This is a genomic window from Acidobacteriota bacterium (assembly GCA_040752675.1).
Taxonomy (GTDB): domain Bacteria; phylum Acidobacteriota; class Polarisedimenticolia; order JBFMGF01; family JBFMGF01; genus JBFMGF01.
Genome location: JBFMGF010000050.1, coordinates 1 through 19,687 on the forward strand (window position 1 = coordinate 1; position 19,687 = coordinate 19,687).

At 49.6% G+C, this 19,687-nt stretch carries 20 protein-coding genes; 17 read left to right on the forward strand and 3 right to left on the reverse strand.

The features are described 5' to 3' along the window. A partial coding sequence (locus AB1756_04765; GenBank protein MEW5806642.1) for a hypothetical protein occupies positions 1–188 on the forward strand: 188 nt, incomplete at its 5' end. Positions 189–254: 66 nt separating this feature from the next. Here the strand turns inward: AB1756_04765 and AB1756_04770 are convergent. Further along, a complete protein-coding gene (locus tag AB1756_04770) occupies positions 255–1,760 on the reverse strand; it encodes a HEAT repeat domain-containing protein (GenBank protein MEW5806643.1) in 1,506 nt (501 codons plus the stop codon). A gap of 67 nt (positions 1,761–1,827) precedes the next feature. After that, positions 1,828–2,550 carry an AraC family transcriptional regulator gene (locus AB1756_04775; protein MEW5806644.1) on the reverse strand — a complete coding sequence of 241 codons (723 nt, stop codon included), beginning with the start codon at positions 2,548–2,550 and terminating at the stop codon, positions 1,828–1,830. 170 nt (positions 2,551–2,720) lie between these two features. On the opposite strand from AB1756_04775, the gene AB1756_04780 reads away from it, so the two are divergent. The 3 genes from AB1756_04780 to lnt all read left to right on the forward strand — a co-directional run bounded on the left by AB1756_04780 (position 2,721) and on the right by lnt (position 7,160). Continuing rightward, entirely contained in the window at positions 2,721–3,911 is a 1,191-nt protein-coding gene (locus tag AB1756_04780) for a helix-turn-helix transcriptional regulator (protein MEW5806645.1), read from the forward strand. Beyond that, a complete protein-coding gene (locus tag AB1756_04785; protein ID MEW5806646.1) occupies positions 3,892–4,614 on the forward strand; it encodes a hypothetical protein in 723 nt (240 codons plus the stop codon). Before AB1756_04780 ends, AB1756_04785 begins: the two co-directional genes overlap by 20 nt. A 137-nt stretch (positions 4,615–4,751) precedes the next feature. Next, the gene (gene lnt / locus AB1756_04790) at positions 4,752–7,160 is read left to right on the forward strand and encodes an apolipoprotein N-acyltransferase (protein ID MEW5806647.1); all 2,409 of its coding nucleotides are present in this window, start codon (positions 4,752–4,754) and stop codon (positions 7,158–7,160) included. 19 nt (positions 7,161–7,179) lie between these two features. On the opposite strand, the gene AB1756_04795 is transcribed toward lnt, so the two are convergent. Continuing rightward, positions 7,180–8,595, reverse strand: a complete 1,416-nt coding sequence (locus tag AB1756_04795; protein MEW5806648.1) for a phosphoglucomutase/phosphomannomutase family protein — start codon at positions 8,593–8,595, stop codon at positions 7,180–7,182. A 138-nt stretch (positions 8,596–8,733) separates the two neighbouring features. On the opposite strand from AB1756_04795, the gene pgsA reads away from it, so the two are divergent. From pgsA to AB1756_04860, 13 genes are read left to right on the forward strand one after another with little or no spacing between them, the layout of a single operon-like run. After that, entirely contained in the window at positions 8,734–9,333 is a 600-nt protein-coding gene (pgsA, locus tag AB1756_04800) for a CDP-diacylglycerol--glycerol-3-phosphate 3-phosphatidyltransferase (GenBank protein ID MEW5806649.1), read from the forward strand. Further along, positions 9,323–9,988: a DUF502 domain-containing protein gene (locus AB1756_04805; protein MEW5806650.1), complete on the forward strand. Its 666-nt coding sequence runs from the start codon at positions 9,323–9,325 to the stop codon at positions 9,986–9,988. The genes pgsA and AB1756_04805 overlap by 11 nt, the downstream gene beginning before the upstream one ends. Before the next feature lie 9 nt (positions 9,989–9,997). Further along, positions 9,998–10,630, forward strand: coding sequence for a lysophospholipid acyltransferase family protein (locus tag AB1756_04810; protein ID MEW5806651.1), 633 nt, complete (start codon positions 9,998–10,000; stop codon positions 10,628–10,630). After that, positions 10,627–11,874, forward strand: coding sequence for a competence/damage-inducible protein A (locus AB1756_04815; protein MEW5806652.1), 1,248 nt, complete (start codon positions 10,627–10,629; stop codon positions 11,872–11,874). The genes AB1756_04810 and AB1756_04815 overlap by 4 nt, the downstream gene beginning before the upstream one ends. Positions 11,875–11,917: 43 nt before the next feature. Next, positions 11,918–12,481 carry an RNA 2',3'-cyclic phosphodiesterase gene (gene thpR / locus AB1756_04820; GenBank protein ID MEW5806653.1) on the forward strand — a complete coding sequence of 188 codons (564 nt, stop codon included), beginning with the start codon at positions 11,918–11,920 and terminating at the stop codon, positions 12,479–12,481. Between the two features lie 43 nt (positions 12,482–12,524). Further along, entirely contained in the window at positions 12,525–13,121 is a 597-nt protein-coding gene (gene plsY, locus AB1756_04825) for a glycerol-3-phosphate 1-O-acyltransferase PlsY (protein ID MEW5806654.1), read from the forward strand. Then, a complete protein-coding gene (locus tag AB1756_04830) occupies positions 13,121–14,125 on the forward strand; it encodes an NAD(P)H-dependent glycerol-3-phosphate dehydrogenase (GenBank protein MEW5806655.1) in 1,005 nt (334 codons plus the stop codon). The genes plsY and AB1756_04830 overlap by 1 nt, the downstream gene beginning before the upstream one ends. A gap of 1 nt (position 14,126) precedes the next feature. Then, positions 14,127–14,945, forward strand: coding sequence for a CpsB/CapC family capsule biosynthesis tyrosine phosphatase (locus AB1756_04835; GenBank protein MEW5806656.1), 819 nt, complete (start codon positions 14,127–14,129; stop codon positions 14,943–14,945). Positions 14,946–14,964: 19 nt separating this feature from the next. Further along, the gene (locus AB1756_04840; protein MEW5806657.1) at positions 14,965–15,729 is read left to right on the forward strand and encodes a tetratricopeptide repeat protein; all 765 of its coding nucleotides are present in this window, start codon (positions 14,965–14,967) and stop codon (positions 15,727–15,729) included. A 5-nt stretch (positions 15,730–15,734) separates the two neighbouring features. Beyond that, positions 15,735–16,685, forward strand: coding sequence for a signal recognition particle-docking protein FtsY (ftsY, locus tag AB1756_04845; protein ID MEW5806658.1), 951 nt, complete (start codon positions 15,735–15,737; stop codon positions 16,683–16,685). A gap of 6 nt (positions 16,686–16,691) precedes the next feature. Further along, positions 16,692–17,798 (forward strand): bifunctional diaminohydroxyphosphoribosylaminopyrimidine deaminase/5-amino-6-(5-phosphoribosylamino)uracil reductase RibD, encoded by a 1,107-nt coding sequence (gene ribD / locus AB1756_04850; protein ID MEW5806659.1) that lies wholly within the window; start codon positions 16,692–16,694, stop codon positions 17,796–17,798. Positions 17,799–17,810: 12 nt separating this feature from the next. Continuing rightward, the gene (locus tag AB1756_04855) at positions 17,811–18,407 is read left to right on the forward strand and encodes a riboflavin synthase (GenBank protein ID MEW5806660.1); all 597 of its coding nucleotides are present in this window, start codon (positions 17,811–17,813) and stop codon (positions 18,405–18,407) included. Further along, positions 18,404–19,636 (forward strand): bifunctional 3,4-dihydroxy-2-butanone-4-phosphate synthase/GTP cyclohydrolase II, encoded by a 1,233-nt coding sequence (locus AB1756_04860; protein MEW5806661.1) that lies wholly within the window; start codon positions 18,404–18,406, stop codon positions 19,634–19,636. Before AB1756_04855 ends, AB1756_04860 begins: the two co-directional genes overlap by 4 nt. Positions 19,637–19,687: the final 51 nt, after the last annotated feature.

Genomic DNA, 19,687 nt, shown 5'->3' on the forward strand with positions numbered 1-19,687 from the left:
CGTTCAATTACAATCATGTCTGCTTCGAGAACGGCTCCACGGACACCGCTACTAAGGATCCTGAGAATCCGGCAACGGCGGGGAATGGATTCTACTATCTTGTGGACGGTGAGAACTGCTTCGGTGAAGGGACCCTGGGATATAAGACTGGAGGAACGCCGAGACCTAACAATAGCCCATGTCCCTGATCTATGATCGGGGATTGATTCTCTTTTTACCTTTTGCCTTCAAATCAGGCCTGGCCATTCTTGACTTTATTTTGAAGCATCGATCATCTGAAGAGCTTTCCGCGCCTCGTTTCTGATCTCATCGACCGGGTCTTTTAGAAGATTTTTCAAAAGCTGTTCGGAACTCGCATCCTTCATTTCGCCGAGAGCCTTGATTGCTTCCCTTCTCACTGTGAGGTCCCCCTGGGAAGCGGCATTCCGGAAGATGGGAAGTGAAGCCGGATCTCCGATCTTGAGGAGCGCTTTGATGGAAGCGACCTTAATCATGATATCAGGGTCCTCAAAACTCTTCGAAAGGTAAGGGAGAGCCCTCTTGTCCCTCAGTTCCCCCATGGCATCGACGACCGAGTGCCGGACATCCGCTTCAGGATCCACGGAGAGCATGGTAAGGATATCGAATAGAGAAGCATCCTTCATTCTTCCTGCCGCTTCGGCACAGCTCTGTCTCACGGTAAGATCGGGGTCCTTTGCGGCGTTCTGGAGGATGATCTGAAAGTTGTTATGCTGCTCGGCATTCCCGGGGATCTCTGCCATGGCCAGGATGGCGGCAGAGCGGTTGAAAGGCTCTGGATCGGATGCAGCCTTAACAAGGAAAGGGATAGCCTCAGGAGACCAAAAAGATCTCAGTGCGCTGATTACATTCCTCCGCACGCTCTTGTGCTCATCGGAGATCAGCTTGCCAACGTGAGGGATCGACGTAACATTCTGAATGTTGGAAAGAGCATTGAGGGCTGCTATCCTGAGAGCAGGAGAGGAATCCTCCAGGACAGGGATGAGGATCCTTTCGCTCTCGATGCTCTTCATCTTGCCGATGGCCAGAGCTGCTTTCACCCTGATCTTTTCATCAGGGTCATTCAGCAGTCCGGATAGAACGGGAAGAGTCTCTCTGTTCTCAAGTATGCCCAGTGCCTCGATGACGGCAGACTTGACATCTTTGTTCTTCACAGAGGCGAGCCTGGCGATCTCAGGTGCGGCTGATCGTTGTTCCATAAAGGCAAGAGCGTAGATGGCTGAGATGCGCGCAAACTCGTACTCATCGTTTAAACCCTCGATTAGCAACGGCACAAACGAGCTTGATTTCGTATTGCCCATGGCTTCCAGGCATCTAGCCCGGATGGATGGTTCGCTGTCTCTGACGAAAGTAAGGTAAACCTCGGAGAAATGGGAAGGGTTCAGGTCAGAAATTGCGCGCAGGACGTCGTCTTTGACGTTCATGTCCGGGTCATGAATCAGGCTCTTTGTATTCTTCACCATGATGTTCATGCAGACGTTCTTGATGGCGGAGATTGCTGCGGAACGAACCGTTCCGTCTTGATCCTTTATCATCTTCTCGAGCAGAGGGATGGAACCAGCTTCGGCCGTCTGCGAGAGCTGAAGAATGGCATCCTTTCGCTCCAGAGGCGAAGGGCTTTCCAGATTCTTTGCGATATCCTTCGCTTCCTCCGCAAATGGTGAAGAAATAATTGCATACCACAGAACTGCTGCTCCCGTAAGCAGCAAGAAAAAACCGCGTTCAAAAACTTGGCTGATCATACAAAACTCTCCCTCTTCTTTTCATGCAGGATATTGTAATTGGAAACAGAAGTGAGGGCAAACGATGTCAGCTCCTCTTCTGTAAGAAGCTGGTCCTGTAACTCTTGGGCGAGACCTTCTTGTGTTTATGGAAATTGCGGTAGAAATCCCGGTACGTCTGGTACCCCACCTGGAAGGCGATCTCGGAGATGGTGTTATTTGTGGTTCGAAGCAGGAACTCAGCCCGATCCATACGGATTTTGTGGATGTACTGGGTTATCGTCTGCATGCATTCCTTCTTGTATAGCGTTGAAAGGTAGTTCTTAGAGACATTGATGATGGCAGCTATCTTGCTGAGGGAGAGCTTCTTCTGATAATTTTCCTCGATGTAGTTCTTCGCTTTCTCCACGATAGGATTGGAGGAAATGCAATTCGGGTCCAGGCTCCTCATTATAACTGCGAGGAGGTTCAGCGAGATGTCCTTCAGTTCTTCCTTCTTCTCCACGTGGGATAGGCTCTGAATGATGCTGGCTCGATTCATGTTGTACTGCTTCTGGTTGCCGGTTATCTTCAGGAGTTGCCAGTTCACCTTGGAGATGAGATCATACATGACAAGAAGAGACTGCTTGAAATCATTCCCCTTCTTGCTTCCCACCCTCTCGATCAGAGAGGAGAAGACCTCTCGGCTGTTCTTGATGTCGAGTGTGATGAGTTTATCGAGGGCTTCTTTCTCCAGGGACAGGGAAAAATGGTTGTTCCGGTAAAAGGTGAGAGTCTCTTTTTCGCTACCCGGTTTGTTCTCATCAGCCATAGTATTTATCCATGAAAGAGGCTAATCTCTTTCCACTATCCTATATATTTTGAGGGAGCAATCTTGTCAAGTAAAACATCATTTTTTTTGGAAAAGCATTCTAAACTTTTCTCTTGACTTTATGATAGTTTCGATATAAAAAAATATACAGTTAAAGAGTGAGGATAGCAATGCAAGAGGTAAGCAGAGGAAAGCTTGGCGCTTATCTGAGGAAGCTTCGTGATGGGTATGGTTATACGCTTAGAGAGATCGAAGAGAAGAGCGAGAAAATCGGACATCAGATTGACAACTCGCAGCTCTCGCGCTTTGAAAAAGGGCAGACCATTCCTTCATTTGAAAAGCTGAAAGTCCTTGCAGAGATCTTCAACATTTCCATTCAGAGCTTCTCCGACATCGTCGATCTTTCTATGTACGATGCTTACAAACCTCTCTCTTCAGATTATTCCAAACTGATCAGGGAAGGAGAGATTGAATACAACCTTGGGAATTTTGGAATGGCTTATGCCATTTTCGAAAGAGCCCTTGAGGTTGTAGAAACGCTGAAAGACGAAGCTCATAGAGAGCTCAGGATCGCAGAGGCGAGGATGAAGATAGCCACGGCTCTCAAGGCGCTGGGCCGTTTGCACATGTGCGAAAACGAGTTGAGATGGGTTCTGAGAAACAGCAAGAATCTGCCAGTAAAGATGAACGCGCGGGTCCTTCTACAGCTTGCCTATGTGAACAGGGAGTTTGGAGACTTTTATGTGGCAACCATCCTGGCAAGAGAATGTCTCAAGCTTGCTACATCGGAGGGAGATACCGAGATGCAGGCCGCGATCCTGAACACTCTTGGTAACATAGCCTACGACGAGGAGAGATTCAAGGAAGCTCAGGAACATTATGAAGAAGCCCTTTCCCTTCTGGAAAGAATGACGGACAAAGAGGAGCTGAAGGTGAAGGTGATGGTCAATCTGGGAGGGAGCTACATCTCAAATGGTCTCTTTCCCAAGGGCTTCACAATGATTGACAGAGCCTTTAAAGCAGCCCGCGAAAGAGGCTATAAGAGGACAGCAGCCCTTGCCCTGACGAGGATGGGTGAAGCATACATGAGCAAAGGTCAGTTCAGCATGGCGCGCCGATGCTTCCGGGATTCCGATATGCTCTCAGACCGGCAGGAAGGAAAATATTCGGACATCCTCTTCCTGAACAGCTATCGCCAGTGGGAGATTTACAGGAGGGAACGGAACGAGGTTCAGGAAAAGATATATTTCCGGAGACTGAAACAGCTTCGCACACACATCGAGAGAAGATTTCCGGAAGTATACAAATTTGATAACTTTATCGAGAAGGTAGGGAAGAAAAATGAGAACAACAATCATTAGAACACTGATCATAATATCCCTTGCCATCCTGTTTTCAAATGCTTCTCTCTCCGAAGTTTCTGTGGAAGTAGATTCTGATGGAAATTATCTGAAAACTATATATGTCGAAAAACAAACGGGCAAGACTCTAAAGATATGGACCAAGTTCGGGAATAAACCCACCATCTATACGCTGAATGAAAACGGAGATCTCAACGGAGATCTAAGACCTGCCATCAAGGAAAATGTCGCAGAGGGGAGTTTTCCCTATGTTCTATGGCCGAGATTTGACGGGAATGATTACGAAATAGTCTTCTCCAAGTGGATGACGAACCGATGGGCAGATATAGCGCCTGTTGAAGATGTTGACAATTCCTTCGATGATCTGAGCCCATCGCTCGACTTCGATAACGAAGGCCGACCATACATCGCCTGGTGGCGAGATGAGAACGATGTGGGAAGGGTTTATGTTTCCGTCTTCCTGAAGACTCGATGGATGGATGCTTTTCCCATCTCTGACGAAGATGTTGATAGCTGGGATCCACAAGTTCGTTGCACCGGGTATGGTGAAATGGAAGTCACCTATTCCACGCAGTCCGGCCAGCAGACAAAAATCGTTATTCTTAACTTTCCAGATACAATTACAGATGATATAGATCCCTTCGGCACGAGCCTCATCAATGTTGAGAACGGTGAGAGCAACAGTACCGATCTTAGCATTTAGTTCCTTCATTCGGCATTCCTGAAGATTCCACTGATCATTTAAGAGCAACATCGGTTGAAAACTAAGTTTGTTTCCAAGGGGATGACAATTGCAAAAACCTTCGCGTTTAGTATATTTATGGCATTTTACAGCGGAGTATGATGAAGAGGTTTTTTACCATAGCCGTTATCTCCGTGCTTTCAGGGATCTTCCTGGCCATGCCGAGCTTCGGAGGTTGCTTCCGATATTTCTCTCTTGTAGCGCTGGTCCCATGGGTAATCCTGTATCATCGCTTTGAGAAGGCCTCCATCTTTGCCATCCTGATCGGATCATACGTTTTCTGGAACATCGGTTTTCGCGGAGGATTTTCGTTCCGGCTGTACATTCCCCCTGTTCTTGCCATCATCTGCTTCTCACAGTTCCTATTCTTTGCAATACTGCTGAAAAGAGTGAGAAGACTTGCCCTGCCTCTTTGCCTTACGATCCCGCTGCTGTGGGTTTCTCTTGAATGGTTCCGCGTCCATTTCACCCTTGGTCATTTTGTCTTTTATCTTCTGGGGTACAGCCTGGCTCCAGAAACCAGGATGATCCAGATCGCGGATCTTGGCGGTGTCTATGCCGTATCTTTCCTGCTTGCCTCGGTCAACGGTCTCATCGCAGAGTTCCTCCTGAGCTGGTTTCGAAGAAGGGAGAATATAGGGTTTATACTAAAGCGCAGGCTTATCGCTTCCACTCTCATCGTCTTCTTTCTTGTGGCTGCAACCTGGCTTTACGGCGTAGCGAGGATGGGAGGCAGAGATTGGGAAGAGGGGCCGCGGATCACACTCCTGCAGCCAGGAATAATGCATGTCATCGACAACAGCGTCGAGGTCTATTTGACGCAGATGCTCCTGACGGAAAGAGAGATAGGCACAGGCGAGGTGGACCTCATCGTCTGGCCAGAGTACTCCATCAAAGCAGAGATTCATAAGGAACCTGCCTATCTTGAAGATCTGGCATGGATGGCAGCAAGGAAAGACGCAAGCATGCTTGTTGGAGGGTTCGGTGAGGCCAGGAAGATAAAGTGGAAAAAGACAAATACAGCATTTCTTCTCTCTAAGGATGGGAAAATCATTGGCCAATATGCCAAGATGATACTCTTTCCCTGGGGGGAATACATTCCCTATGATGGTCTCATCGGGAAGATCTCAAAGGGTCTTCAGGCCATGCAGAGAAGAGCTGCAAGAGGAGCGACGGGTGTCGAGCCTTTCATAGAACCCGGCAATGATACATCCATCATGCGTCTGAGCAATGAGGGCGGAGAGAGCCGCTTTGTCATGCTGCTCTGCCATGAATCTATCTATCCGGAGCTTGCCATGAATGCGAAAAGAGACGGAGCCGATTTCATAATCAACATGACGAGTGAAGGTGGCGTGGGGCAAGCGATCCAGCGACAGGTACTTTACATCTCCGTTCTAAGGGCCGTCGAGAACAAGATCTCAATATTGCGGGATGGGAACACCGGGATTACAGCCTTCATAAGACCGGATGGAAGCATCCAGTCGCTACTCGGGAGTATGGAAGATTTTGCAACAGTCAGAGGGGTTCTGACTGACAATGTCCTTATCGACAACGATCAGACTGTCTATTCCAGAGTCGGCGATCTTTTTGCCTGGAGCTGTCTGGGAGTGAGTCTCTTTCTCTTTGCCATGACTTTTTGGAAAGATCTCCCTATCCGCACGAAAGGATCTCTCAAAATAGTCTTCCTTCTGTTCCTGCCGCTCTTGCTTATGATCTGCTGCCAGGGAGGCGGAGCGGAGAAAGACGATGCAGCGTCCTGCATCGAAAGAGGCAGGAATTATATAAGGGAAAACGAACAGAGGAAAGCATTCTTGGAATTTGTAAGGGCAACTGAGATAGATCCCAATGCAAGCCAGACATATGCCTTCATCGCGAAGAAATTCAGCACCTCGGAACTCGATGAAATGGGCGATGAGTTTTTCTCGAAATTGAAAAAGAGGGGAGCCGATAACGCAGAATTCAATTTTTATTATGGGTTCTTCAAAGAAGCTCTCTCGGATTTCAAAGAGGCGGAAGAAAGTTACAGACGCGCCATAGAGCAAAAGGATGACTACATCCTGGCCCATATAAAGCTCGCGGATATGTATATCAAGCAGGGAAGAAACAAGGATGCCTGCAATCTCCTCGAATCATACATATCGAGATATGGAAAGCATGACGCCGTCATGAAATATCTTGCCAGCGCAGAGATCCATAATGAGAATTACGTAAGGGGAGAAGAGATCATCAGAGATCTGCTTGAAAGGAATCTGGACGATCGTCCTCTCCAGGCAGAGTTGTACTCCCTCCTCGGACAGTCTGCGTTCCATCAGGGAAATTACCGCGAGGCGAAGGAACGATTCCTCGAGTCGGAAGATCTTGACCAGAATCGCCCCCTGACCATCCTGTATCTCGGGAGAATCGCTCTGAGAACGGGAAGGCTCGATCTGCTTGAAGGAGAGATCGAGAAAGCCCGGGCGATCGCAAAGAAAAAGAATGAAAATCGAACTCACCGTGCGGGAAGATGATGGAATCGAGCGAGAAGCCTCATCGTTCTCTTGCCGAAGCCAATCGAAGACCCGCCTCTACAAGACGGTCTAGTTTTTTAAGGGATGTTGCTTCAGAATAGATGCGGAGAACAGGCTCAGTTCCTGACTGCCTGAGCAGGAGCCAGCTATCGTCCTGGAATATGAATTTTATCCCGTCGAGAGGGTCTATTCTGTGGACAGAATAACCGGCTATAGAATCAGGAGGATCTCCCGCGATCTGCCTGATGCGCTTCTTTCCCTCCTCGAGCTGACTCTTCAGGTCAACCCTTCTATACTCGTATCTTCCGAATTCATCCCACATTTTCTTCCTGAGCAGCGTGAAGGGGAGGGGATTCTGGCAGAGCATCTCAAAGAGAAGCATGGAGATCAACAGGCCATCCCTCTCTGGAATGTAACCCTGTATCCCTATGCCGCCACTCTCCTCTCCCCCGATCAGGAATTCCTCCCTCATCATGAGTTCGGCAATGTACTTGAAGCCGATGGGACGGACAAATAAAGGAAGGTCGTATTTCTTTGCAATCTTGTCCAGATAGATCGTATTGGCAAAGGTCTTGGCGATAGCTCCGCGCTTCTTTTTGTTTTCCAGGAGGTGAAGGGCGAGCATGGGGGTCAGGGTCAGGGGGGAAACGTAGCTTCCATCTTCAGCGATAGCGGCGATCCTGTCGGCATCTCCATCGGTTGCCACACCAAGATCAAATCCTTCTGTCCGGACTCGATCTCTCAGGAATTCAATATTCTTTTCGAGAGGCTCCGGGTTCACTCCGCCGAAAAAAGAGTCTCTATTCGAACGGATGGTTTTGACCAGGCAGGTGCTTCCGGAGAGTATCTCTTCGATGATCCTTGCTCCCACTCCGTGCATGGAATCGACGAGGAACCTCTTCCGGCTATTCCTGATAAGATCCAGATCCACAAAATCCTTTAAATATTCGACGTACTGTGTTATGAAATCTCTCTTCCATTCAGGGGGGTACGCTGCAGCGGCTCTTGCCTCCTCGATTGCTTCCGCCCGGGAGAGACAATCCTGGATGGCATCGGTCATCTCCGGGAGGGCGCTCCCTCCGAATTTCGCTTTGATCTTCAGGCCGTTGAATTCCGGCGGATTATGGCTTGCCGTTATCATTATCCCGCAGGAAGCTTCTGAACGAATGACCTGGAGAGAGAGCGCGGGTGTGGGGAGCGGTTCTCTTGAGAAGATAGAGGTGATTCCATGTTCGAGAAGGATCATACCAGATTCCAGGGCAAACCTCTCCGAGAGAAACCTGTTGTCGTATCCGATGACGACAGGACGTTGCGCTTCTCTCCTCTCTTTGAGATATAAAGCCAGCGCTGCAGTAGCCTTTCTCACATTGCGGAATGTGAAATCGGCAGCAATTATCCCCCTCCATCCATCCGTTCCAAACCGGATCTCGCTCATGTTGCCGGCTCCAATTTAAGTTGATATTCTACTTCAAAACCAGACGAGAGAAAAAGGGGACGGCTTGTTCCTTGAGATTGACCGTAAAATTTCTTTATGGTATTTTTGCCACTGTATCGGGGTCTCAGGGAAACAGAGATGCTGAATCTGCCAAATTCGCTCACCGTATTCCGGATATTCCTCATTCCAATCCTCGTTGTAGTTCTGCTGACGAGATTTAAGGGGGTCCAGTATTTCGGCTGGGTTGAAGAGTGGAAAGAGATAGTCGCCGTCTCCATCTTTCTTGTCGCCGCGCTGACGGATTATCTGGATGGCTACATCGCCCGAAGGAGGAACCAGGTGACGAAACTCGGCGTTCTCCTGGACCCCATCGCTGATAAGCTCTTGATGTCGGCGGCCTTCATCTCTCTCGTCGAGCTCGGATTTGCTCCGGCTTGGATGGTCGTCATCATAATCGGCCGGGAGTTCGCCATCAGCGGACTCAGGAGCGTGGCCTCCTCATACGGAGTGACCATCCCCGCTTCCATCTGGGGAAAGTACAAAACAGTCTCACAGATCATCGCCGTCGTCCTTCTCATCTTCACAAATACGCTGGAAAGACTCGGAAAGTATGGATACCTGGGGATCATAGCCCTCTGGCTGGTTGTCATACTTGCCATCTTCTCGGCGGCTGACTATTTCTTCAAGTTTGCGCGACAGTTCGGGTTTTCCACGAAGAAGGGTAAGAATGATCATTAGCATAATATTCCGCCATTTCCGGAGGAAATTCGGAACTGGCCTCATCCTTGTCCTCCCGCTCTTCATCACGCTTTGGATCCTCTATTTCATATTCAGCATTATAGATTCGTGGATCACGCCCTCCCTCATGAAGCTGCTGGATCTCTTCAAAGTTCCCTTCATCAATACCGTACCAGCCAGGATTGTGATCCCCGTCGTGGGGATCATCGTACTGGTTCTCTTTCTCTATCTTCTTGGAGTCATAGCGTCATTCTACATGGGGAAAAGGGTCTTCAAATTGCTCGAACAGCGGATTCTCAAGATCCCATTCATCAAGGGGATCTACGGAGCTTCCAAGCAGCTTCTAGATGCCTTCAGTTCCACGGGGAAGAAGGCCTTCAGGAACGTCGTCGTCTTTGAATATCCCCGCAAGGGAATCTATTCCCTCGGCTTTCTGACAAGCGACCGTGGTCTCGTCTTAGAAAAGTTCGGCGAAGATAAGATGATGGCAGTCTTTCTCCCCACGACCCCCAATCCCACGTCGGGACTCTTCATCCTTGTGCCGAGAAAGGACATCACCTTCCTCGATGTCTCCATCGAGGAAGGAATAAAAATGATCGTTTCGGGAGGATTGGTCGTTCCGGAGAATTTTGAGAAAAGGATTAAGGGAGGATAAGGCGAGCGGATGTTCTACTGGCTTATCAAGGGGCTGTTCTGGCCGCTGGCAAGATTCTATTTCAGGATGGATGTTCGGGGAAGGGAGAATGTTCCGGAAAACGGCGCAGCCCTTCTTGCGGCCAACCATTCATCTTATCTTGACTCACCATGCCTCGGCTCGGCGTGCCACAGGAAGATCCACTTCATGATCAAGCGAAGATTCTATGATAAATTCATGCAGGGCTGGTTCTATCGATGGATGGAGACGATCCCTGTCAGGGAATCAGAGGCCGATCTTGATGCCCTCAGGAGCGCCATCCGAGCCCTTGAGGATGGGAGTATCGTTGGGATTTTTCCTGAAGGGACTATCTACCGCGGGAGAGAACTTAAATGGATGCACGGGGCCTCGTTTCTCGCAGCCAAGAGCGAGTCTCCGGCGATCCCGGTCGCAATCATAGGGGCAGATAGGGCTCTCAGTCACAGGGGGATCTTCCCGAAGCCGATAAAGATCAAGGTTCTCTTCGGAAAGCCGCTGCAGTTCCCAAAGGGAGAGGATGGCAGGATCAAGAAGGAAGATATCGCATCTTTCTCCCATGCGATCCTTAAGGCGATCAATGAGCTCAAAGAGAGTGAATCCAAGATTCGGGAGCTTGAAAAATGAATGCGGAGATCATCACTGTGGGAACGGAGCTTCTCCTGTTCGCCCATGGAAATCTGAATGCCGACTACATCAATGAAAAGCTGGGGAAACTGGGGATCAAGGTTCTGTTCAGGACACGAGTCGGAGATGAACTGGAACACATCGAAAACGCCATAAGAAGCGCGGCGGCAAGGGTCGATCTGGTCATCATCACAGGAGGTTTGAGCCTTTCGAGGAACGATCTGACAAGGGATGCACTGGCAAGAGCGGTTGCGCTTAGCCTGAAGCTGGATCAGAAACTCCTTGATAGGATAAAGAAGAAGCTGGAATCGAGAGGCATGGCCTTCCCGAAGGGAGGGGAGAGAATGGCGATGCTGCCTGATGGAGCGGAGCCTCTTGAGAATAAAGCTGGCATCGTCCCCGGGATCTTTCTGAAATTCAAGAAAGTGATTATTGTCTGCATGCCTGGTGCTCTTAGAGAAATAGAATCAATCATCACATCTTCCTTTCTTGCGCGGATAAAGACGTATCTCAAAGGAGTTAAGTTCCTGAGGAAGATCTACAAGATCTACGGGCTCGCTGAACTCGAAGTTGAATCAAGGGCCCGAGACCTCTATGACAGGGAAGCATGTTCTTTCTCCACGCTCTCATCCTTGGGGCAGGTCGAACTTGATCTCATCATCGAAGGAGAGTCACAACCACAGATTGAAAAGATAGGAAAGGAGATCGATTCGGAGATCCGTAAGAGGCTGGGGGTGGATATTTTTGGAGAGGATGGCGATACCTTGGAATCTGTAACGGGAAGGATTCTTGCAGAGAGAAAGATGACGCTCGCCGTAGCTGAATCCTGTACAGGAGGTCTGCTTGCCGAAAAGATCACCGAGATCCCAGGCAGCTCAAGATATTTCAAAGGAGGAGTCGTCTCCTATTCGGACGACGCCAAAGAGAAATTTCTCGGGATCCCTGGAAAAGATATCAGAGATTTTGGCGCCATCAGCCAGGAGGTCGCCAGAAGCATGGCCGAGAACGTGAGAGAAAAAGCTCAGTCCGACCTTGCCATCTCAATCACCGGCATCGCGGGACCGGAAGGAGGGACTATCGATAAACCCGTCGGACTTATTTTTATAGGAATAGCCGATAAGAATGGAATCCAGGTGGAGCAAAGGACATTTTTGGGGGATCGGCAGATAATCAGAAAATTAGCCGTCCAGACGGCTCTTGATCTTCTGAGGAGAAGACTCCTCACCATCGAGCCATCAAAGTAGAGTATTGATACACTTTAGCCTGGTTGCAGAGAAAAAGTTTAACATGAGACTCTTTATAGCGATTGATGTTCCGGAGAATGTGAAAAAAGAGCTTCTCAATGTGCTGAGAACTCTGGAGAAGATCTGGAGAGGTGTAAAATGGGTGAGGCCAGAGGGGATTCATCTGACGCTGAAGTTTCTCGGGGAGGTGGACGAGAGTAAAGTGGAATCCATTGCGAGCGCCTTGAGAGAGGTCGCGGCGCGCTACCAGCCTTTCTGCATCAACGTTTCGTCCCTGGGAAGATTCCCGGAAAATGGAAAACCCCGGGTAGTATGGTGCGGGATCCGGGAGGAGAAGGGAACGCTGGTAAAACTTGCTAAAGAGATCGAATCGAGGATGGAGCTGGCAGGTTTCGAAAGAGAGGACAGGGATTTCAAGCCGCATGTGACCATTGGACGGGTAAAGGTACCTGGACGTGACGCGGAAGGATTGCAATTCCTTGGGAAACAGAAGGAGATTCATTTTGGATCCTTTGAAGCAGACAGGTTCCATCTCATCCGGAGCATCCTGCTCCCAGATGGTGCCAGATATGAAAAGATCCAGGAGTTCGTTCTGGGTGAAAGATAAATAGGAAGGGGATGGGCATCCTTCTTTAAAAAGGAAGAGATCGATGACAGAAATTTTGCTGTTCGTGATTGCACCATACCTGCTGGGCGGCATCCCATTCGGTCTTCTCATCAGTCGATGGTTCTGCAGGATAGATATCCGATCGAGAGGAAGCGGGAACATCGGAGCTGCCAATGTCTTAAGAAATCTCGGGAAGGGGGCGGCGCTTCTCACGCTCTTTCTTGACATTCTAAAAGGAGTCTTTTCTGTATTACTTCCAATCCTTCTGGCAGGAGGAGAACCCGGCTGGTGCGGTACAGCCGCTCTCGCGGCCGTCATCGGTCATATCTTCCCCGTTTACCTCAAATTCAAAGGCGGCAAAGGAGTCGCTGTGACAATAGGAGCATTTCTGCTCTGTGTCCCATGGGCAATGCTATCCTCCCTCGTCTGTTTCATGATCGTGGCTCTTCCTACAAGGATCGTCTCTCTTGGTTCCATCGCTGCAGCACTGACTCTCCCACTGTTTACCCTCATCTTCAGTCAATACAACCCTTTCTTCCCTTTCGCGACGATTTCCTCCATCCTCATTATTTTCAGGCATTCGTCAAACATCAAGAATCTTATTTCAGGCGTGGAACCCAGGATAGGAGAAAAAAACTGATGAAAAGCAGCGTTTCCATTGTTGGCGCAGGGAGCTGGGGTACAGCACTTGCTATCCACATGGCGAGTAGCGGTCAGGTGGTCAGACTATGGGTCTATGAAGAAGAGATATGTCGTGAGATCCGGGAGAAGAGAGAGAACGGAACGTTCCTCCAGGATTTCAGGATCCCGGAAAATGTCATTCCATCCTGTTCCATGGAGGAATCTCTCGATGGCTCGAACCTTGTCATCTTCGTCGTTCCTACGGAATTTGCCAGAGGTGTCTTCGGAAAAATGAAATCGGTATTGAAGAGGAGAATCGATCTGCTAATCGCAACGAAGGGAATCGAAAGCGATTCTCTCAAGCTCATGTCAGAACTTGCCCTCGATGTTTTAGGAGAAGGGTATATTAATAAGATCGGAATAATCTCGGGGCCGAGTTTTGCTGCCGAGATGGCGCGTGGGGATCCGACCGCAGTCGTCATCTCTTCAGGCGATGCAGGTTTTGCGGAGCAGGTACAGAAAGAGATCTCGCATGGAAATTTTCGGCTATATACAAACAGTGATACGACGGGTGTCCAGGTTGCTGGATCACTTAAAAACGTCGTCGCCATAGCGGCGGGGATCATTGATGGACTGGGGTTCGGCAATAATACTCTTGCTGCTCTGATAACGAGGGGTATGTCAGAGATACGGAGGCTGGGAACCAGGATGGGAGGCTACGCCAGAACATTCTCCGGGCTGGCCGGCGTAGGAGACCTCGTTCTGACATGCACGGGGAGGCTCAGCAGAAACCGGACGGTTGGAATGCGTCTTGGAAAGGGTGAGCGCCTGCAGGAGATCCTCGCAGGAATGAAGATGATTGCCGAAGGAGTGACCACTTGCATCTCCACGCGGCGCCTGGCGAAGATATTTGACGTGGAGATGCCCATCGCATCTCAAGTCCACAGCGTCTTATACGAAGACAAGAAACCTGCCGAGGCGATCGGCGAACTCCTGTCGCGCCCATTGAAGGAGGAGGATTGAGATGATGGATAGAAAGGTCATCGACATTCACTGCCACATCCTTCCGGGACTGGATGACGGCATCGAGACGATGGAAGATGCAATCAAAGCTTGCAGAATCGCCCGGAAGGATGGTATCAGCGGACTCGTCGCCACTCCTCATTTCAGGGAAGGCTTCTTCTATGCGACTCCAACTGTCATCATGGAATCAATCTCTCTACTGAAGGAGGCGATCGCGAGAGAAGGGATCGATCTTGATATATTTCCGGGTTCCGAAGTGCATATCACGGATAATATTCCCGGAAAGATCAAGGATGGAAGTATCATCACAATGAACATGACGGGACGCTATTTACTCCTGGAACTCCCGTACCAGCAGTATCCTGTGGAGTTCGAAAAGGTCATCTTTTCCCTCAAGCTTGCGGGGATCACGCCGATCTTATCTCATCCGGAAAGGGTTAAATACTTCAATGATGATATCAGGAGAGTTGCTCAGGCGGTCGAGCTGGGATCATTCGTTCAGATCACATCATCGAGCATAATGGGTCACTTCGGAGAGGAAGTAAGAGACTTCAGCAGGGAATGCGCCGCGAGAGGTCTGGTCCATATCATCGCCTCAGATTCGCATGACACGAGGAGCAGAGCCCCGGAGCTGATGGAAGCCTACCATGCCATGGCAACGATCGTCGGTGAAGAGGATGCATTCAGAATGATCTCGGACAATCCTCTTGCCATTGTCGAGGGGAAGGAACTGACTGAAACATTCCCTCATGAGCAAGAGAAAGGATCGAAGAAACATGCCGGGACATCCTTTCTTAAACGGTTTTTTATAAGAAGCTGACTGTAATCAGGAGGGATTAATGAAAAAAAAATCCTGTCCGTTTGTATGGATATCCGTTTTGGTTCTTCTGTTGTTCAGCCTGATTTGCTGTCAATCACAGAGGAGTAAGGAAAGAAAAGCTGCATCGCATCACTGCAATCTGGGAAAAATCTACTTCCAGCAGGGGAGGATCCAGGAAGCAATCGCCGAAGTAAAGATGGCCATGAGCATAGAGCCGAAGAATCCGGAATATTCTCAGTGGCTGGGGATCATCAACTTCTCTGCGGGAAACTACAGCGAGGCAGAGGAAGCCTACCTTCAAGCGCTCAAGGCTGATCCCTATCTTACAGAGGTCCACAACTATCTGGGAGTTCTCTATGATCAGATGGGAAAAAGGGAGGATGCCTTCAGACATTTCGAGATCGCCCTTAGGGACAGGTTCTATCGGACGCCGGAAAGCGTATACTTCAACAGAAGTCAGCTCTATGAGAGGGAGGGGAACATCAAGGAAGCCATCGAAGACCTTCGAAGGGCGGTGGAAAAGAGCCCTAAATTCTATCGCGGACATTATCAGCTTGCGAAACTACTGGATAGAATTGGAAACTACAAGGAGGCTCTCTTTGAATACAGAGTGGCGGAAGCTGCCTATAAACAGGATTTCGACTTCCATTTCCTCTTTGCAATGACATGCATGAAGGATGGAAACAAGGAAGAGGCTCAAGTGCATTTTCGAAGGGTCATAGATCTGGCTCCAGGGACGCCCTCCGCCATCAAATCCAAGGAGATCCTTGATACGCTGAAATAGGAAAGGTGGTTCATCGCGTGAGACTTTTCGATTCTTTCTCAAGATTGATAAATGGTCTTTCGAAGACAAGGAGCAGTCTCTACGAAAAGATCAGGGGAGTCGAGAGAGATATGGCTGCCCTGGATGAAAATTTTCTCGAGAGAGTAGAAGAGATCCTGATCGAAGCGGATGTTGGAATCAGGGTCGCAGGAGAACTCGTCGGCGCTCTTCGCGACAAGATAAAGCAGAGAAGATCGCTGGAAAAAGGAGAAGCTCTCGTCATCCTTAAGGAGAGAATTGTGACCCTTCTTTCTCAGGATCGACCCTCCATAACGCTGGAAGATGCCATACCGTTCGTCACCCTTATCGTTGGTGTCAATGGAGGGGGGAAGACGACTACGGCAGGAAAGCTTGCCTTCAGGTATCTCAAGGATGGAAAGAGAGTCCTGCTCTCTGCTGCTGATACCTTCCGGGCTGCGGCGGCCGAACAACTGCGGATTCTTTCCGAGAGAATAGGTTCAGAGATCATCGTCCAGGCGGACGGCGCAGATCCGGCAGCCGTCGTTTTCGATTCCATTCGAGCGGCAAAAAGCCGCAATTACGATTATCTAATAATTGATACGGCGGGAAGATTGCATACCAAGAGCAATCTGATGAAAGAACTGGAAAAGATCGTCAAGGTAACTGCAAGAGAGATACCGGGCGCCCCGCATGAGGTTCTCCTCGTCATCGACGCGACGACCGGACAGAACGGGCTCTCGCAGGCAAAAGAGTTTTTAAAATTCACCGGAGTGACGGGAACCGTTCTCACAAAGCTTGACGGAACAGCCAAAGGAGGGATCGCCCTTGCCATACGAAGCGAGATGGGGATACCGATCAAATATGTGGGCGTCGGTGAGACAATGGATGACCTCGTAGATTTCTCGCCGGAAGAATATGCCGAGGGACTGTTAGGCGAGAACAGATCCTGGATTTGAAGTCATATGCATTCCGATGAAGAATATCTCATGATGGTTTTTTCTCTCGCAAGAAGGGGAGAGGGTGAAACCAGTCCCAATCCTATCGTTGGCGCCATCGTAGTGAAAGATGGGCGAGTGGCCGGGAAGGGGTTTCATTGGAGGGCAGGCGAGAAACATGCTGAGATAGCAGCGCTCGATGAGGCTGGCGAGGCAGCGAGAGATGCCACGCTATACCTGAACCTCGAACCTTGCTGTCATTATGGGAAGACTCCTCCCTGCTGCGACAGGATTATCAAAGCCGGGATACGAAAAGTCGTCTGCTCCATGCAGGACCCAAATCCGATGGTCAATGGCAGGGGCTTCAATCAACTTCGAAGCTCGGGGATCTTCGTCGAGGAAGGATTGCTCAGGAAGGAAGCGGAAAGGCTCAACGAGGTCTTCGTTAAGTTCGTGAGAACGGGCCATCCATTTGTGATCGCCAAGGCTGCTATGAGTCTGGATGGAAAGATTGCCTCTTCGGGAGGGGAATCGAAGTGGATCTCTTCGCCGGGAACGAGAGAGTATATCCACAACAGGATCAGGTTCTGTGTCGATGCCATTATGGTTGGGATAAACACGCTTCTGTTAGATGATCCCCTGCTGACCGTTAGAGGTTCAGCCGATAGAAAAAAGAAGGTCGTAAGGGTTGTCCTGGACTCATTTCTCAGGACTCCTCTGAATTCCCGAATGTTCGAGAGCCTGGACCAGGGGGAGATATGGATCTATACGACAGAAAAAGGGGATATGAAAGCCAGGGATAAGCTCGAAGCGGCGGGTGCCAGCATCGTCACAGTAGGCGAGGAGGATGGAAAATGCCGTTTAAGCGATGTCTTGCTGAATCTGGGCGGAAGGGGTGTATCATCTGTCCTGATTGAAGGAGGAAGCCAGACCCTGGCTTCCGCCTTCAAGGGGAGATTCGTCGATAAGGTCTATTTCTTCATCGCTCCCTCCATTATAGGCGAAAAGAATTCAATAGTCGCCATAGGAGATCTTCTTCAAAGGGGATTGAGCCAATCTATCCAAATCGATAACATCGATACGCTGCCAATCGATGGAGACCTGATGCTCAGAGGGTATCCCGTGTACAGATAGCAAGGAGAGAATATGTTTACTGGCCTTGTGCAAGATGTGGGGACAATTGATAGAATATTCAGATCAGGAAATCATGTAAGACTGAGGATAAACTCTTCCTTCAAGGAAGGAGACATGAGGACAGGTGATTCAATCAATGTTAACGGGGCATGCCTCACAGTTGAGAAGTGGGATGTTCCCTTCCTCGAGGCTCATGTGAGCCGGGAAACTATGACCAGAACGAACCTACCCGACCTGAGGGAAGGAGAGAAGGTCAACTTGGAACTGGCCATGAGACCTGCCGATCGGTTTGGAGGACACATCGTTCAGGGACATGTTGATTCAACTGGCAAGGTGAGGAGTATGACGAAATCCGGTGATGATATGATCCTCAGGATCTCATGCCCCAGCTCATTGATGGGCTATATCGTCGATAAAGGCTCCATTTCCATAAACGGGGTGAGCCTGACCGTTTCCAGAATGGGAAGAGGATGGTTCGAGCTGACGCTGATTCCTCATACCTTGAGGAACACTAACCTCCAATCTCTCCGTACGGGAGCACGCGTCAACATAGAAACGGACATCATTGGAAAGTATATCAAGAAACTTCAGGAGGCCAGGAATAGATGACAGGAAGAGAAAGACAGAGTTCCTCGTTCCCGTTTTCGACAATCGAAGAAGCCATCAAAGACATCGCTGAAGGTAAGATGGTGATAGTCGTGGACGACGAGGATAGAGAGAACGAAGGCGATCTGACCATTGCCGCAGAGAAGGTTACTCCGGAAGCCATCAATTTCATGGCGAAGTACGGCAGGGGGCTGATATGTCTCCCGATGACTGAGGAGAGGCTCTATGAGCTTCAGATCCCCCTGATGGTCGATGAGAATACGGCAAAGTTCGGGACAGCCTTTTGTGTCTCAATCGAAGCGAAGAAGATGGTGACCACAGGCATATCAGCCCATGATCGTGCAGCTACCGTTCTTGCAGCCATCAACCCTAGCACCAAGCCCTCCGACCTGGCTCGCCCGGGGCATATGTTCCCCCTGAGAGCAAGAAGGGGAGGGGTCCTGAAGAGGGCGGGTCAGACGGAAGCTGCCGTTGACATGGCGAGACTAGCCGGCCTCTATCCGGCTGGAGTCATTTGTGAGATCATGAATGAGGATGGGACTATGGCAAGGGTGCCTGACCTCGCGATCTTCGCAAAGAGGCATGACCTCAGGATGATTACGATCGCCGATCTCATAAGATACAGGATGAGAACGGAAAGCCTCGTCCATCGGATCGCCCAGCCGATGATCCCGACCACTTATGGCAACTTCAAATTCATCGCCTTCAGCAACGACATCGAGAACCAAACACATATTGCCATGGTTCTCGGCGATATCGGACCGAAGGACGAAGTGCTCGTGCGCGTCCATTCCGAATGCCTGACCGGGGACGTCTTCGGTTCTTTGAGATGCGATTGCGGACAGCAACTTCAGAAGGCGATGGAGATTATTTCAGGGGAGGGGAAAGGGGTCATCGTCTATCTGAGGCAAGAGGGGAGGGGGATAGGATTGATCAATAAGTTAAAAGCCTACGAACTGCAGGATACCGGGATAGACACGGTGGAGGCAAATGAGCATCTGGGGTTCAAGGCGGATCATAGAGATTATGGAATAGGGGCACAGATACTGAACAGTCTTGGCTTGAAAAAGATAAGGATCCTGACGAACAATCCAGGCAAATTTGTAGCCCTGAGGGGTTATGGACTCGAGATCGTTGAGAGGGTACCTCTCGAGATACAACCGAACGCTCAGAATATCAAGTATCTAAAAACCAAAAAAGAGAAGCTTGGACACCTCCTTTCTTCAGTCTGATCCATTACGGCAAAGCTCCGGCAATTCCAGCCTCATGTTGACATATTGCGG